Genomic DNA, 14,931 nt, shown 5'->3' with positions numbered 1-14,931 from the left:
TCTCTCTCTAGGCACACAAAGAGTACAGCATGGCCGAAACAGAGAAGACCCCAAAGATAAGAACAAAAAGAACCTTGCCCGTACTTTTATAGGGTTTAAGGGCGGGGATGGTGAAGAGAGCATAAGCGGGCATTATAAAAAGCAATATCGCAATGATAGGCCCACCCAGTGTTTCTATAATGGTGAGAATTCCAGGGTTGAGAGTAGCCACTAGCCAGCATGTGATAATAATAAACACCACTGAAATACGCTCAACATTTTGTTGTATAAAAGGATATTTTTGGGCGTTCAGACCCGTCAGGATAAGGCTATTTATTCCCTCTCGTGCACCAAGGAAATGGCCTAGAAACGACTTTGATATCGCAACAATCGCCACAAGGGGTGCAATGATGGCAATAAGTGGAGCATTAAAATGGTTGGCCATATAGGTGAGAATGGAAATATTCTGTTGCTTGGCCTCTGCCAGGTCAGCAGGGCTTAAACTTAGGACACAGCTCAAAACAAAGAATGATACGGTTATGACCATCATCAAGGTTGCGTATCGTAAAATTTGTGCACATTTCTGGGCAGCCCGGTCTTTATATTCCTGTTTCTTGACAACAGTAAAAGAGGAAATGATGGGCGAGAAATTAAAAGAAAAGACCATAACCGGCAATAGCAGCCATAATGATCCCAAAGTCTGGCTCGTACTAACGGGCGCAGAAAGGGCTACTATTGACCAATAGGGGGTAAGATATAATGAGAAAAGGAGGAGGGTAATCACAAACGGAAAAACCAGTAGGCTCATAGCCCTTACGATAATGTGTGTGCCCATGTGGGCAATGCAGGCCAGAAATAAAACAAGGCTAAGGGCCAGCAAGGGCCTAGCAGGTGGGACTAATCCAAGCTGGTTCAGCATAAAGCTTTGCACGGTATTGGTTATGGCCACACTATACACTAGCAGAATGGGGAAAATGGCAAAGAAATAGAGAAAAGTAATAAGGTGGCCTATTTTTTTTCCAAAAAATTCCTTAACCACATCTGTAATATCTGCGGAATTCCCTTTTCCGGCCAGCACAAAACGGTTTAATCCCAAGTGGGAGTAATAGGTCATGGGGTAAGCCAAGCATATCATAAAAATAAGGGGAATAAGCCCCCCCATTCCGGCATTAATGGGTAAAAACAGTATGCCAGCACCAATGGCTGTGCCGTAAAGGCTCAGCATCCATGAGGTATCAGATTTTTTCCAAGGAAGAGATGGAGAAACTGGTTTGGACTGCGAAGAAGATAACAAAATAGAACCGTAAGCCCAAAAAGGTCATTCTTTTTCCCCAAAAAAGAGAAAAGGGGAGCAAAGAATAAAAAAGATACATGAAAATTGGTGCGAACTGCGGGACTTGAACCCGCACGCCCTAAACGGACCCGAGATTTTAAGTCTCGTGCGTCTACCATTCCGCCAAGCTCGCATGGTGGTACACTCTCTAGCATATTCTTATGCCGACGCAAATACCCAAATGGAGGATAATCTTCATGTGGTTTTTATTTTTTAAGGTTTTCCAGCTTTTAATAACGCAAGACCGTGTTTTTTCAGCCAGAGCTCTGCCTCTTTTCTGTTTGGGGCAAGTTTATCAACCAGCTGCCAGAAAAGAGGACCGTGGTTGAGATGTTGTGTATGAGCCAATTCATGAGACATCACGTAATGAAGGATAAGTTCTGGTGCAAGGATAAGGCGCCATGAGAGGCGAATAGCTCCTGTACTGGAGCAGCTCCCCCACCGGGAGACGGTCTCTGTGATAGAAAGTTTTTTAAAGGGAAGTCCGTGTTCCTCAGAAAGGGTTCTGAGGCGGGGATATATAATGGTATAGGCGTGGGTTTTTAAAAAATCATACACACGGCGGCTAAGAAAGCTGGTTTCTCCACTGACATAAATTTTATGATTTTCAATCCAAACGCCTCTTCGAGCTGTAGGAGAATGGCAAATAGTATATCTATGCCCTACGATGGAAACGACCTCTCCATTTTGAAAAGATATGGCAGGAGAAGCCTTCGCTAAATGGAGCTGGTTGAGCAGCCATGCCTGATTTTGCCTCACAAAGGCCCTTCCTTTATCCTGAAAGGAAGGGGCTGGTACTACAACTATAATGGTATTGAATATGGGGTGGATATGGAGGCTTATTCTTCTTGCGCGCTTGATAATTTTCCATTGAAGGGGATAGAGATTACCCTCAAGGGCAAGAAACTCTTGGGGGTAGGCTTCTTTTTTGCTCTTTTTGGGAGATAAGCGAGGAGGGGGGAAGAGTGGTGGGATGTGGTGCATCATATGCAGAGGAATGTTAGGTCTTTTTTTTCTTCTGGGTTTTTTTTCTGTGGGGCCAGGTAACGATATGATCCTCTAATGGGCCTGCGTGGTGTTCGCTAATACAGCGCCCTTTTACAGATATCCCCGCTTCAATAACTGAGTCTATCCTGCCCGAAATAAGAGGATGCCAGGGGGGAAGGTCTTGGCCTTCTTGCAGGAGTCGGTAGGCACAGGTGGGGGGAAGCCAGTCTATGGTTTTCAGGTTTTCAGGAGTGAGCTCGATACAATCAGGAACATAATTATGTCGACGAGAGTAGTGGCGACATTGGCCTGTTTTGGTGTTCAGCAAAAAACACGAAACCTCTGTGTAGTGGATCTTTTCTGTTTCTTCATCTCTAAGCTTATGTAAACAGCATTGACCACATCGGTCACATAGGGATTCCCATTCCTCCCTACTCAGCTGCTCTAAAGAACGGGAACGCCAGAAAAAAGGTTCAGACATAACAGGGGATCAGGACTAAAGGAATTTTTAAACTGGATTTTTTAAGGAGAAGAAAACCATACCATAAACCTTCTTTGAAGGTCACTATAATGGTTTTGCCAGAAATTTTGATCGATTTGAAAAGACGGGGGTAAGAGCTTCTTGGTGGTAGTATGATCTGGCTTTTCAATTGAAGGGGGGTCTTTGTCAGCAGCTTTGGTAGAGAGTGTAAACAGCTTGTTGAACAAGGTTTGCTGGCGGGGTGCGGAAATAAACGTTACGACATTATCAAGGCCTGATGCCAGCGGGCGCCCGTAAGGGGCCGGAACGCTCCAGGCCAGGTTTGTAACAAGGCTTTCGTTTTTCTGGATGCCTAATTTATTTTGAGCATTTACATTATAAGCCTCTATTTCTTCTGCAGCCGCACTGGTCATTAAAACCTGTCCTTCTCGCAGAAGGGTAAGGGAATCAGTATAAGAAGACCACCAACTAATGTAAGGTCGAATTTGGTTCAATTTCCGAAAAGCCCTTCTTACACCAGCAGATGTTGAGAGCACGGCGTAGATATCTTCTGGGGCAACGTTATCAGCCAGCAAGGCAATTTCCAGGGTTCCTTTAGCGCCTTTAAAAAGGCCTCTACGACCTGGATTTCGGCTAATATCCCAAAAATCCCGCCAGTTAGGCTTCCGGTTAAAACGTTTTGTATCCCAACTTAAGACAAGATGAATGGGTACGGCTGTATTTTTAATGATGCACGGCGAAATGGTACTGGCAAGCGCATTATCTGGCGTGGAGGAAGGATGTTTAGGGCTGCTTTCCGGGAGAGCTGTGTTGGTGAATTGATCCATTTGGATCAAAAGCCCTTTTTGGCAGGCGATATCAATGTCACTTTCATCCATCATAACAAGATCGGCGGCATTTTTCCCATGAATAATGATATCTTGGAGAACCTCCAGCTGACCAGACCATGTTGCGATATTAAGACGGGGGGAAGAATGAAGGGTCGTAAATGGCAAAAAAAGACTTAGCCGTTGGGCTTCCTGCAAGGCTCCGCTAATCGTCATGACTTTGATGGGGCTATCGCTTGTTTTTTTGGTACGAGAGGCAGCAACCTGTGTGGAAAAGAGAGAAGAGAGAAGAGAAAAAGAAAATAAAAAGCGGGAAAAGCGGGGTAACATACTAACCAGTTTTATTATGGTGTTTTATATTTTATGCAAAATACTTAATCTTTATAAGTTATATAGAAAAATAAATTATATAGAAAAGCATGGCCTAAATAGAAAAAAATAGCCATACTTCAACCTATCGACATCCCCACAAAAAGGCAAGCTGCTTTCCTCTATAGAAAGGGTTATCAGGGCAGATTTTATGGTGGTTCAGTTAAAAACTTTAATAAAAACAAACGAAAACAGAAATGGTTTGGCAAGGCAGGCCGTGTGATTTCTGGCTTATTGACAGGTGTGGTTGAAATAGAGTTAATAATATGCACTAAAAATACATATAAAATTATTTCTGAAGATAGATTGCTACTCGTGAAACTCTATTTTATCAACGTTATGCTGTGTTGGGATAAGACAGGCTTCTGGCTACCCATTGATTGACAGAATAAAGTGAAGGAACGCCGAAATGAAGGTAATAGAGCAGGGTAAATCTGTTATAGACTCTCAGTTAGAGTATTTAAAATATTCGGGGTTCCGAATAGGTCAGCAAGGGTTGTATTGTTGTGTAGCAGCTGTGTTTGGCGTGTTTTTTCTTATTTCTCTTCATGCCTTATTCTGGACTGTTATGATGAGCGTTTTATATTTGCCCGCTTGGCTTGCAGCTCTCATTGTGTTGTTTTTTGATGGTATTGTCGCTGTATTTTTTATTTTTCTTGCTCGAAATAAAAAAGCCTCGGAAGCTGAAGTTATGGTGTTGAAGCAAAGGGATAACGCCTGGGATGGCTTTAAAGAGTCTTTGGCCTTTACTGCATTTTTAGGTGCAACTGCAGGGCCACTTGGGCGTTTTCTTTTAAAAAGTATTATGAATTTAGTAATAAAGAAAATAAGCGGAAAGCATAAAAAAAATAAGAATTAATTTCTGTTTTTTTTGTGAAATGGGTTATTATTACTTTAAGGTTCGTTAATAATATTATATTTATTGGTAAAATTTATTTTTTATATAATAATACGGTGTAAACTCAATATTGTTGCTAATTTAGTACAAACACATTTATTAAGCGAAATAATTGTTGTTTTTTAATTTTTTTTATAGATTTTTTCTTAATATCAGAATATAAAATATTATAAATACAATCTAAGGTAGCAATTATGCGTATTCTGCTCGTAGAAGATGATCTTGCGATGCAGCACTCAGTCTCTAAGGCGCTTGATTTGGTAGGTTTCGTAGTAGAGTGCTGTTCGACCAATCAGGAAGGTCTGGAAAGAATTAAATATTATGACTATGATGTCATAATCGTTGATCTGACCGAAGATACTCTTGGTGAGGACCTGATTAGAAAGATCAGGGGCTGTCAGATTGATAGTCCTATCATATGCCTCTCATCAGTGGATAAAGCTCAGATCAAGGTAGGTGTTTTTGCCGCTGGTGCAGATGATTATCTGGTCAAACCTTTTGCCTCGGTAGAGTTGGTGGCACGGGTACAGGCTGTTTTGCGCAGATTTCATGGGTTTAGTGAATCTGTTTTAAAGGTGGGAGATGTCCATCTCAACCTTAACACCAAAGAAGCCGCTATTGGTGATATGCCCTTGCACCTTACTGGGAAAGAAAGTGCTATTCTTGAATTGCTTATGCTCAGGAAAGGGACTGTTCTCAGTAAAGAGACTTTTTTGAATCATCTTTATGGGGGAATGGATGAGCCCGAAATAAAGATTGTTGACGTTTTTATCTGTAAAATCAGGAAAAAAATGCAACAAGTGGGTTTGCATAACGCCATCACCACCCTATGGGGCCGAGGCTATATGCTAAGAGAGGAAAATGCCATGCGTTACCCTTACAAAAAACGTGATGCCCAACAGCTGTCTTCTTCGCTTTCCATGGAAGCCGATTAGGAAGAGAGGTCTTTCCTTAACTTTTATGACATGAGAACATGACCGTTTAAACCTTAATAAGCAAGGTTTAAACGGTAAATTGTTCGGCAATAATTCTTTCTGCCAAACTATGGTTTTGGTCAAAGAGTACGCTGATATAGGCGCTTTTATCTTCTTTGACGCCCACGGTTACGACATTTCTGATTTCTGTAAAATCAGCTACGGCCGCAACAGGGCGTTTTTCAGGCTCTAAGACAGTGAATTCTACATCTGATGAAGAAGGTAAAAGAGCCCCTCTCCATCTCCTCGGTCTAAAGGCACTAATGGGAGTTAACGGTAAGAGCTCTGCAGAGAGGGGAACAATCGGGCCATGACTGGAGAGATTATAGGCCGTAGAGCCCGCAGGGGTTGCTATAAGTACCCCATCTGCCACTAGTTCTTCAAGCCTAACCGTATTATCGACTGTAATTTTTATTTTGGCTGTTTGGCGGGTTTGCCGGAACAGGTAAACGTCATTGAGGGCCAAGGCTTCCTCTACCGTACCCGAAGCGCTTACGGCGTACATACGCAAGGGATGAAGAAATGATTCTTGTGAATTAACCAGGCGTTGGGGAAGATTTTCAAAAAATGGGGGGTTCATAAGGAAGCCTACGGAACCACTATTAACCCCGTAAACGGGAAGGGAAAGAAAAAAATTCTTGTGTAAGGTTTCCAGCATAAAGCCGTCACCCCCAATACTGATAATAACTTCTGCCTCTTCTGGTGCGAAGTTGCCATAAAGGGCTGTAAATTTCTTTCTATATTGTTGGGCAAGGGGGGTAGGAGCGGCAACAAACGCAAGACGCGTTGGAGGTGTTTTTGGTTTTCTTGAAAGAGGTTGCGGTGCAGATGATAGCGTAGGATCCATAGACGGAGCGCTTCCTGTACGGAAAAAACAGTCTTATTCTCATTGAAAGGAGATAAAGATAATCAAACACTAGCAGGTTTATAAGGCTCCCACTAGGGGAGATAGGTTATATCTTGAGTAGCTTTCATATAAAAAACCCATTGTTAATGGGGTTGTGATTATGGTGAGAGGTTTTTGCTGAGGATTGTACTGTTTGTTAAAGCAAAAGTCCAGAATGCCATACTGCTTGCCCTAAAATGTTTGGTAAAGGAAAACTCTCTGTTGGCGCTGTAGAGATTACCTGGGAGGGGTAGCGATCATTGTCATTCATCAAGCGTATTTCTCCCGAGGCTAATAAAATAAGCCGCTTTACTAAAATAGTGTTGTTGACCACAAGCGTATAGATGGCGCCATCTACGATTTGGGTACTCGTTGTATCAATCAGTAAAATATCATGATGGCGCAAGGTCGGTTCCATAGTTTGCCCTAATCCTGTTAACGCTAATAAACTGTTTGGCGGACGAGGTATTGTACTATCAAGCCAGTTTTGCTGAAAATGGCAATAACCATGCACGTTTGTACGAGTTATAATATCAGTATAAACGGCCGAAGAGATTTTGTAATAGGGGATATTCGTATACCCTTCAGGTGCTTGAATTGTTGTGGGATTGAAGCCGTAATGCATCATATGGACATTGACTGGCTGGGGAGATTGCTGCGGAAAGGTAGTGTCTGGAATAGCTTTACCTGTGGCAAGCCATTCTATTGTGATATTGCAAATTTTACATAATTCAATAGCTGTAGAAAGCTTGAAGTCGCGCCCACTCATATAACTATTTAATGTACTAAGGGGAATTCCGCTGAGTTGGGCAACCTTAAGGTTACCGCCCGCGTTTTTTACGGCCTGGCGCAAACGCGCTACGCGTTCATGAGCTTGGATATCTGATTGCGTCTTTTCCACCGTAGCTTTGGCGTGGGTAATAATGTTGTGAGACATATTAATCAGAAACTACACTATATTTGTAAATTTTTTGAAATATGTTTTGCATATTTATCAAGAAAGGCTTTCAAAAATACATTTTTATATATTATATGATTTATGATAGTAAACTATTAACGAATCTATAAAAACAGATAACACCTTTAATTTTAAGGGAATGGTGGGGCTGGCTGTAAAATATGAATTTTTTCCTTCTTCCGTTATTAAAACCTGAAGTTACTACGAATAAGTTAACAAAAACTAATTTTCAAAATTTTCTTGAACAGAAAGCGGCGTTTCAAGAAATGAATAGAAGATTTAAATGTAACCTAATGAATGGCCTGTGTGAATAATGACCAGAGAAAAAAAAGGCCGTATCCCTTCTGTTAAGGTAAAAAATAGCTCCTCACACGCTAATCCCATTGATGTATATGTTGGAAGGCGTATTCGCCAACGGCGAATGTTTCTTGGAATCTCGCAAGAAAAATTGGGTGAGGCCTTGGGGCTGACTTTCCAACAGGTGCAAAAATACGAGAAGGCCATAAACCGGGTTGGTGCTTCACGTTTGTTTGATTTATCAAGGGTGTTAGGGGTTGGTATCTCCTTCTTTTTTGAAGATGCTGAACATGAAGCTTTTGATATATCTTCCCTTTCAACTGAGCAACAAAGCGGTATCTGGGTTGTGCATGAGGAGAAAAAATCATTCTCTCGAAAAGGAGCCGTAAATACCTTGGTAGAAGATAAGCATGCATTTGACACATTATTTTTTTCAAGTAAAGAAACGATAGATCTTTTAAAGGCTTACTATAAAATTGAGGATCAGAATATAAGAAAAAAGATCCTTGAACTTGTAAAGACCTTGTCCATAAAATAATTCGTTACCATCATTCCCGCTTTAAAACGCGATCAACCATGAAAGAAGAGAGTTTACTGGTTGTAAAGCTATGATAAAGTGCTTTTTCGTTATAGTGGTAGGTAACCCATTCTAGAAAAGGTATTTTTCCTTCTGCCTCATTCATATAGTGGTAAAAAAAGGCATCAAGTATGCCAGTTCTAGAGCGATTAAAGTGCCCGAATTGCCAATGCAGTTGCTTAAGGGCATCGGCAGCGCGACCCCCTTCAAAAAGAATGACCAGTCCGGATGCTAAACCGGCTCTATCGGCGCCTGACTTGCAGTGCATTAACATAGGAAATTCAATCGTTTTGTAAATTTCTGAAAAACGCAGAATACGATCTCTATGAGGGGCACCACGACTTTCAAAAGCCATATCAATATGGGAAAGCTTTATATCTTGACTTGCTTGCCGGGACAGGGCATCTGAGCCGCACATTCTATGTCCGCGCAGGTTGATGAGGGTTTTGAGCTGGTAGGTTTCCGCCATTTTTTTCAGCCGTCTTGGCGTGGGGTGATTACTACGGTAAACTTTTTCCTCAATGACGGGAGAGAAATTAGTCCAGACAAGCCGAAAAATAGCGTGATCGAGAAATAGACTATCCTTCCAGGCATGCAGATAGTCTTTTTTTGTAATGAGTGGCCCTTTAAACATAGCGTATGATGTGTTGATTGGCTGATCTTAAGGGAAAAGAAAGGGAATAAACTGAGGATTATTCCCCTATAAAGGAGCATACTGCGCTAGCTTACTCTCAGGGCCAGGGCAGGGGAAAGAGCATTAACTAAAGATTTTTTGAGCTTCTTTGTTTCCCAGAATATCCAATGCAATAAGAGCCTCGGCAATTTGTATGGCATTTAAAGCTGCCCCTTTGCGCAAATTGTCTGAAACACACCAGAAGGAAAGGCCATTTTTCACGGTTGGGTCAACCCGTAAACGCGAAACATACGAAGCATCTTCCCCCACACATTCCAAGGGGGTGACATAACCACCATCTTCCCTTTTATCATGAAGGATAACCCCTGGCGAAGCATTTAATGTTTTGCGGGCCAGGGCAAGGTCAACTGGATCTTCGAACTCCACATTGACAGATTCACCATGGCCAATAAAAACAGGAACTCGTACACAGGTGGCGCTTACGGAAATATCCGGGTCGAGAATTTTTTTGGTCTCAACCATCATTTTCCATTCTTCTTTGGTAAAGCCATCTTCCATGAAGCGGTCGATATGGGGGATACAGTTAAAGGCAATCTGCTTGGTAAATTGTTCAGGCTTTATGGCATCTCCTACCAAGCTGGCCCGTGTTTGGTGAAGGAGTTCATCCATGCCACTCTTTCCAGCGCCTCCGGTAGCCTGATAGGTTGAGACCACGACCCTTTTTATGGTAAAAAGATCGTGCAAGGGTTTAAGGGCAACCACCATTTGTATGGTAGAGCAGTTGGGGTTGGCAACAATACCTCGTTTTATTTTCTTGAGGGCCTCGGGGTTGACCTCTGGCACAACGAGGGGAACATCAGGCTCCATTCGGAAATAGGAGGTATTGTCAACAACAATACAGCCTGCCTGAGCTGCTTTTGGCGCATAAACAGAGGAGACTGAGGCCCCAGGAGAAAATAAGGCTACATCCCATCCTTTGAAATCAAAGTTTTCGAGGCTTTGAACTTTCAGAACCCTATCTTCACCAAAGGAAACTTCACGCCCTGCCGAGCGGCTGGAAGCAAGGGCTACAATATCTTTTATAGGAAATTGCCTTTCTGCCAGGGTTTTTAGCATTTCTCTGCCAACAGCACCTGTCGCACCAACAACGGCAACACGATAAGACATTTTTATGCTTCCTTGTGTATGGTCTTTTGAATCTGCAAGATGGAATAGTTGTTAATACTATATAATTTTTTACTTATATACCACATTATAAAGTTACAACACTTTATTTATTAAGAGAAGTTCAGCAGGAGGCAAAGAGTGGAGGGATGATAGCGAGAGCAGGGATAATTCTAAGCCCAGATGATTCTTTGGAAATATGACGACTCCTTGGGAATATCCGGTGTCAGCATAAACGAAGGCGCGCTATAAAGTTTTGAAATATGCAATAACAATAAAGAGTAAACACCCCATATCTTGCTCTCACCAGGTTTTGTTACAGTCCGATATGGGGAGGGTTTTTAAAGGGTGAGCTTTAGTGGGTCAGAAGAGAGATTTTTTTTGTAAAAGCAGAGAGTTTATGGCGGAATAGTTCACTTTGCGCCTTGCTATCGCGGTGCATGTAATTAAGCTGTATGGAAAAGCGGGGGCCTACATAGGTATGGTAGCCGTGCCATGAAGTGGAACTATTGGGAAAGACCACCAAAGTGCCGTTTACCGGACGAATTTCTGCACTATAATCATCAAGATTGTCAGGGGAATTCAAGAAACGTAGGCAACCGTGGTGGCTGTCCCATTTGGGGCTATCTTCATTCAGAAAAAGAAGGATGGTAACTTTTTTAGAAAGAGAGTCTGTATGGATTTGTCCGTCCTTTTCTCGGCTATATCCGCGTAAGGTGAGCATTGATGGAGCATTGGCAACATCAATGGAAAATTTTTTGCTGATGGCTTCGCGCAGTTTAGGGCTTTCCATTTCAGCAATTAAAGCTTTCATGGGGGCAGAAAGGGAAAGGGCCCCTGGCGGGTATGAGCCCCCTTTAGAGATTGTAGGAAGGGCGGGAAGAATTTTTTTTAAATTTTCTGAGTTAAGAAAGTGGGGAACAACAATATGAGGGGAAGGCTTTGTGGCAATAGGAGCTTCCTCAAAAGCTTGGTAGTTCAGGGTAATAAGGGGTGTGATGCTGGCCATTTTGCCTCTCTTTAAAGGGGGTTAGTTGTAAAAAACAACCATCCTTGCTTCTGAACCATAGTGGGAGCAAGCCCATAGGGGGAGAAAGCAGGGGAAACATAGTTAGGAATGTACTTCAGGATAGACGATACTCTTCATAAGAAAAATAAAAAATTTGATCAATTTTTATAAAAAATTCCTATGTAATAGTGATGAGGAAATAAATGAATTTTGCCATTATTTTAGCAGCTCTCTATGATAGAGGCTTTGACTCTGAAAGGGAATAATGATCACTTTTTATTTCCAAGAAATACAAAAGAAAACTTGAAAGAGTGGTTTGCTGCAGGAGATGGAATGGGAAGGGTAAGAGGGGATAAGAAGAAGCTTTATAAAAGCTCTCTTCTCCCATAGCAATCCCGCCTCTGGCAAGAGAGGCTTCGTTTGTTGGGTTGGAAGGTTTGGGAGTGTGCCTGATTGGAGTGATAGGCCTTTTAGGAAGGCTGCCGTGTAATAAATGCCGTCTGGCATAAGATAGCGTGAAAATAATGCTGAAGAAGTTGTTAGGAAAGGGGCTTTATGTCCGGTAAAGATGTTCTGATGGAGGCATTGAATGCTGAAAATGCCGCCTATGTGGCCGAGCAATATTTACAGTGGGCAAAAGACCCCCACACGGTTGACCTCACCTTTGCCCAATTTTTTAAAAATCTTGGCGATGAAGCCTCTGTGGTGTTTGAAGATGCACTAGGGGCTTCATGGTCATCTTTATCAAGGGGAAGAGAGGCAAAAGAAGAGGACCAGGGCGTGCTCGGGCCGGCAAAGGACGCTTCGCAAGCGCTCCAAAATCAAGAGGCTGTATCAGATAGTGTCTATGCTCTTCAGTTGGTAAGAGCTTATCGAGTGAATGGGCATCTTGAGGCCCAGCTCGATCCTTTAGGGTTACAACGCTCGCAAGTTCATCCTGATTTGGCTCTACAGACCTATGGCTTTAGTGAGCATGATTTGGATCGTCCTGTTTTTACAGGCAATAGTACCCAAGACCTCTTAAAAAGTGAAGTGGTCACCATACGTCAGCTTTATCAGGCCCTTCGTACAGTCTATTGCGGTGCTGTAGGGGCCGAGTTTATGCATATACAGAATGTGGAGCAGCGGCGGTGGCTCATGCATCGGTTAGAAAAGGCAGAATGGTTACAAAACAGGCCCCGAGAAGACCAGTTAGCTATTCTTGCCCAGTTGACAGAAGCGGAAGCTTTTGAAGTTTTTTGTCAGAAAAAATATGTAGGCACTAAACGTTTTGGGCTGGAGGGAGGGGAAAGTAGCATTGTGGCCCTTCATGCTATTATTGATCGGGTTGTCTCTGGGGGCGTTCGTTCTGTAGATTTGGGAATGGCTCATAGAGGCCGATTGAATACGTTAGCCAATGTGGTTGGCAAGCCCTATGAGGCGATTTTTTCCGAATTTTCTGGTACTTCTACCCAACCAGATGGTTTGCTGGGGGCTGGAGATGTGAAATACCATCTTGGGGCGCAGGCAACCCGTACGATCAATGGCCATGAAGTGACATTGGTGCTCCACCCCAATCCTTCTCATCTGGAAGCTGTGGACCCGGTTGTGGTTGGCAGTGTCAGGGCTATTCAAGATGCTGATAGTGAGCCTCATAGCCGTTATCGGCATATGGCACTGCTTATCCATGGGGATGCCGCTTTTTCCGGTCAGGGCGTTGTTTACGAGACCATGGCCATGTCCCAGTTAATCGGCTATCGTACAGGGGGAACAATCCATGTGGTTATTAATAACCAGATCGGGTTTACAACGGTTTCGGCCCATGCCTTTTCTGGTCAGTATTGTACAGATATTGCAAAATCTGTGCAGGCTCCCATTCTTCATGTGAATGGGGATAACCCAGAAACTGTACAATATTGTGCTCAATTAGCAGCAGATTTCCGCCAGAAATTTGCAGCAGATATAGTTTTAGAAATTGTCTGTTATCGTAGGCATGGGCATAATGAGGCTGATGAGCCGTCCTTTACCCAACCGGTTATGTATCAGGCCATTCATTCTCACCCTAGTACGCGCAATCTTTATGCCCAACATCTTGTGCAGGAAGGAGCCTTAACTGCGGGAGAGGTGCAGACGTTATGGGAGATGTTTTATCATCGGTTGGAAGAGGCCTATCAGAAAACCCAAAATTTCCAGCGTCAGCCTGTTCAGGCCAGTGCGTTAGCCTGGGCTGGTCAGGGTAGGCAGGGAGAAGACTCGAGCAGCCCGGTAACAGGGGTTGCTGAGGAAACCTTGCAGAAAATTGGGGTGGCGTTAAATACCCGCCCGGAAGGATTTTCTGTCCATCCGAAAATTGTACGCCAAATGAAGGCTCGATCAGAGATTTTTCGTCAGAATGGCCCTATAGACTGGGCTACAGCCGAGGCCCTGGCTTTTGGGAGCCTATTGTTGGAGGGGGCTCGAGTCAGGCTTTCTGGTGAAGATTGCCAAAGGGGAACCTTTAGCCAACGCCATGCGGTGTTGATCGATCAAAAAAACCAGAATGAATATATGCCCCTTAATAACATTGCTCCTGGGCAGGCCTCCTTTGAGGTGTATAATTCCTTGCTTTCAGAGTTTGGGGTTTTGGGTTTTGAGTATGGTTACTCTCTTTATAGCCCGGGGGTTTTGGTCTTGTGGGAAGCCCAGTTTGGTGACTTTTCAAACGGTGCACAGGTTATTATTGATCAGTTTTTGGCCTCGGGTGAGTCCAAATGGCAACGTTTTTCAGGCTTGGTCATGCTCTTACCCCATGGATATGAAGGCCAAGGCCCCGAACATTCTTCTGCCAGGGTCGAGCGGTTTTTGCAGCTTTGTGCACAAAATAATATCCAAGTTTGCATGCCCACCACGCCTGCCAATTATTTTCACCTTCTGAGGCGGCAATTATGCCAATCTGTACGGAAGCCTTTGGTGGTGATGACGCCTAAGTCACTCTTGCGCAATACCCTAGTGACCTCTTCTTTGAAAGAAATGCAGACGAATACGGCGTTCCAGGCGGTTATACAAACATCACTGGGCAGCAAACCAGTCAGGCGCGTTGTCGTCTGTTCGGGTAAGGTTTACTATGATTTGCTTGTTGCCAGTCAGGAAAGACAGGTTGATGATATTGTGCTAGTTCGCCTAGAGCAGTTCTTTCCCTTTCCCTTACAGGAAATGACGAGAATTCTTGCCCATTATCCTGAGTCTGAAATGATGTGGTGCCAGGAAGAACCACAAAATATGGGAGGATGGTTTTTTGTTGAACCTTATCTGGAATCCATCCTTTTGTCCTTAGGCCGTAAGGAGTATTTCCCTCTCGGGGGCCCATATTCGACACGGTTTGCTTATGCCGGCCGTAAAGCTGCGGCAAGTCCTGCTGCGGGGTTATTAAGTATTCACCAGCAAGAGCAGCAAGCATTGTTGGAAAAAGCTCTATTGTAAAAAGCCCTATTATAAAATGTGCTATGATGAGACTGTAAGCGCAGTTATGGTGCTTTAAATGGGTGCATTTTAGATGGGGTACATAGGGTTAGATAGGGTACATAGAGAATGGGTTGTATT

General features: G+C 43.3%; 13 protein-coding genes and 1 tRNA gene. 4 read left to right on the top strand and 10 right to left on the bottom strand.

The features are described from left to right. Positions 1-7 precede the first annotated feature (7 nt). From JGUZn3_RS02175 to JGUZn3_RS02155, 5 genes are all read right to left on the bottom strand, one after another. Positions 8-1,273 carry an aromatic amino acid transport family protein gene (locus tag JGUZn3_RS02175; RefSeq protein ID WP_275402848.1) on the bottom strand — a complete coding sequence of 422 codons (1,266 nt, stop codon included), beginning with the start codon at positions 1,271-1,273 and terminating at the stop codon, positions 8-10. 85 nt (positions 1,274-1,358) lie between these two features. After that, a tRNA-Leu gene (locus JGUZn3_RS02170) sits at positions 1,359-1,445 on the bottom strand. 80 nt (positions 1,446-1,525) lie between these two features. Further along, on the bottom strand, positions 1,526-2,299 hold the full coding sequence (locus JGUZn3_RS02165) for a M48 family metallopeptidase (protein ID WP_203414124.1): 774 nt from the start codon (positions 2,297-2,299) through the stop codon (positions 1,526-1,528). Positions 2,300-2,312: 13 nt separating this feature from the next. Further along, positions 2,313-2,780, bottom strand: coding sequence for a YcgN family cysteine cluster protein (locus JGUZn3_RS02160; protein ID WP_203414123.1), 468 nt, complete (start codon positions 2,778-2,780; stop codon positions 2,313-2,315). A 41-nt stretch (positions 2,781-2,821) separates the two neighbouring features. After that, on the bottom strand, positions 2,822-3,937 hold the full coding sequence (locus JGUZn3_RS02155) for an extracellular solute-binding protein (protein WP_203414122.1): 1,116 nt from the start codon (positions 3,935-3,937) through the stop codon (positions 2,822-2,824). 607 nt (positions 3,938-4,544) lie between these two features. On the opposite strand from JGUZn3_RS02155, the gene JGUZn3_RS12240 reads away from it, so the two are divergent. Both JGUZn3_RS12240 and JGUZn3_RS02145 read left to right on the top strand, forming a co-directional pair. Continuing rightward, the gene (locus tag JGUZn3_RS12240; protein WP_238996863.1) at positions 4,545-4,835 is read left to right on the top strand and encodes a hypothetical protein; all 291 of its coding nucleotides are present in this window, start codon (positions 4,545-4,547) and stop codon (positions 4,833-4,835) included. A 233-nt stretch (positions 4,836-5,068) separates the two neighbouring features. Further along, positions 5,069-5,809: a response regulator transcription factor gene (locus JGUZn3_RS02145; protein ID WP_203414120.1), complete on the top strand. Its 741-nt coding sequence runs from the start codon at positions 5,069-5,071 to the stop codon at positions 5,807-5,809. Between the two features lie 67 nt (positions 5,810-5,876). On the opposite strand, the gene JGUZn3_RS02140 is transcribed toward JGUZn3_RS02145, so the two are convergent. Continuing rightward, positions 5,877-6,695: an NAD kinase gene (locus JGUZn3_RS02140; protein WP_203414119.1), complete on the bottom strand. Its 819-nt coding sequence runs from the start codon at positions 6,693-6,695 to the stop codon at positions 5,877-5,879. A 196-nt stretch (positions 6,696-6,891) separates the two neighbouring features. After that, positions 6,892-7,671 (bottom strand): LexA family transcriptional regulator, encoded by a 780-nt coding sequence (locus tag JGUZn3_RS02135; protein ID WP_203414118.1) that lies wholly within the window; start codon positions 7,669-7,671, stop codon positions 6,892-6,894. 334 nt (positions 7,672-8,005) lie between these two features. On the opposite strand from JGUZn3_RS02135, the gene JGUZn3_RS02130 reads away from it, so the two are divergent. Next, positions 8,006-8,527, top strand: coding sequence for a helix-turn-helix domain-containing protein (locus JGUZn3_RS02130; protein ID WP_203414117.1), 522 nt, complete (start codon positions 8,006-8,008; stop codon positions 8,525-8,527). Between the two features lie 10 nt (positions 8,528-8,537). Here JGUZn3_RS02130 and JGUZn3_RS02125 read toward each other — a convergent pair whose 3' ends face one another. The 3 genes from JGUZn3_RS02125 to JGUZn3_RS02115 form a co-directional block, all read right to left on the bottom strand. Continuing rightward, positions 8,538-9,200, bottom strand: a complete 663-nt coding sequence (locus JGUZn3_RS02125) for a protein-tyrosine phosphatase family protein (RefSeq protein ID WP_203414116.1) — start codon at positions 9,198-9,200, stop codon at positions 8,538-8,540. A 123-nt stretch (positions 9,201-9,323) separates the two neighbouring features. After that, the gene (locus tag JGUZn3_RS02120; RefSeq protein WP_203414115.1) at positions 9,324-10,367 is read right to left on the bottom strand and encodes an aspartate-semialdehyde dehydrogenase; all 1,044 of its coding nucleotides are present in this window, start codon (positions 10,365-10,367) and stop codon (positions 9,324-9,326) included. A 352-nt stretch (positions 10,368-10,719) separates the two neighbouring features. Then, entirely contained in the window at positions 10,720-11,373 is a 654-nt protein-coding gene (locus tag JGUZn3_RS02115; RefSeq protein WP_203414114.1) for a 2OG-Fe(II) oxygenase, read from the bottom strand. Positions 11,374-11,928: 555 nt separating this feature from the next. Between JGUZn3_RS02115 and JGUZn3_RS02110 the strand changes: the two genes are divergently transcribed. Continuing rightward, on the top strand, positions 11,929-14,811 hold the full coding sequence (locus JGUZn3_RS02110) for a 2-oxoglutarate dehydrogenase E1 component (protein ID WP_203414113.1): 2,883 nt from the start codon (positions 11,929-11,931) through the stop codon (positions 14,809-14,811). Positions 14,812-14,931 lie beyond the last annotated feature (120 nt).

It is taken from the genome of Entomobacter blattae, from assembly GCF_014672835.1.
GTDB lineage: Bacteria > Pseudomonadota > Alphaproteobacteria > Acetobacterales > Acetobacteraceae > Entomobacter > Entomobacter blattae.
The sequence above is the reverse complement of the archived record's forward strand: the minus strand, read 5'-3'. Positions and strand labels throughout refer to the sequence as shown.

Coding starts and splice junctions, on each gene's coding strand:
- JGUZn3_RS02120 (WP_203414115.1), bottom strand. CDS start 10,367: ATGTCTTATCGTGTTGCCGTTGTTGGTGCGACAGGTGCTGTTGGCAGA.
- JGUZn3_RS02165 (WP_203414124.1), bottom strand. CDS start 2,299: ATGATGCACCACATCCCACCACTCTTCCCCCCTCCTCGCTTATCTCCC.
- JGUZn3_RS02115 (WP_203414114.1), bottom strand. CDS start 11,373: ATGGCCAGCATCACACCCCTTATTACCCTGAACTACCAAGCTTTTGAG.
- JGUZn3_RS02155 (WP_203414122.1), bottom strand. CDS start 3,937: ATGTTACCCCGCTTTTCCCGCTTTTTATTTTCTTTTTCTCTTCTCTCT.
- JGUZn3_RS02110 (WP_203414113.1), top strand. CDS start 11,929: ATGTCCGGTAAAGATGTTCTGATGGAGGCATTGAATGCTGAAAATGCC.
- JGUZn3_RS02140 (WP_203414119.1), bottom strand. CDS start 6,695: ATGGATCCTACGCTATCATCTGCACCGCAACCTCTTTCAAGAAAACCA.
- JGUZn3_RS02160 (WP_203414123.1), bottom strand. CDS start 2,780: ATGTCTGAACCTTTTTTCTGGCGTTCCCGTTCTTTAGAGCAGCTGAGT.
- JGUZn3_RS12240 (WP_238996863.1), top strand. CDS start 4,545: ATGATGAGCGTTTTATATTTGCCCGCTTGGCTTGCAGCTCTCATTGTG.
- JGUZn3_RS02130 (WP_203414117.1), top strand. CDS start 8,006: ATGACCAGAGAAAAAAAAGGCCGTATCCCTTCTGTTAAGGTAAAAAAT.
- JGUZn3_RS02145 (WP_203414120.1), top strand. CDS start 5,069: ATGCGTATTCTGCTCGTAGAAGATGATCTTGCGATGCAGCACTCAGTC.
- JGUZn3_RS02125 (WP_203414116.1), bottom strand. CDS start 9,200: ATGTTTAAAGGGCCACTCATTACAAAAAAAGACTATCTGCATGCCTGG.
- JGUZn3_RS02135 (WP_203414118.1), bottom strand. CDS start 7,671: ATGTCTCACAACATTATTACCCACGCCAAAGCTACGGTGGAAAAGACG.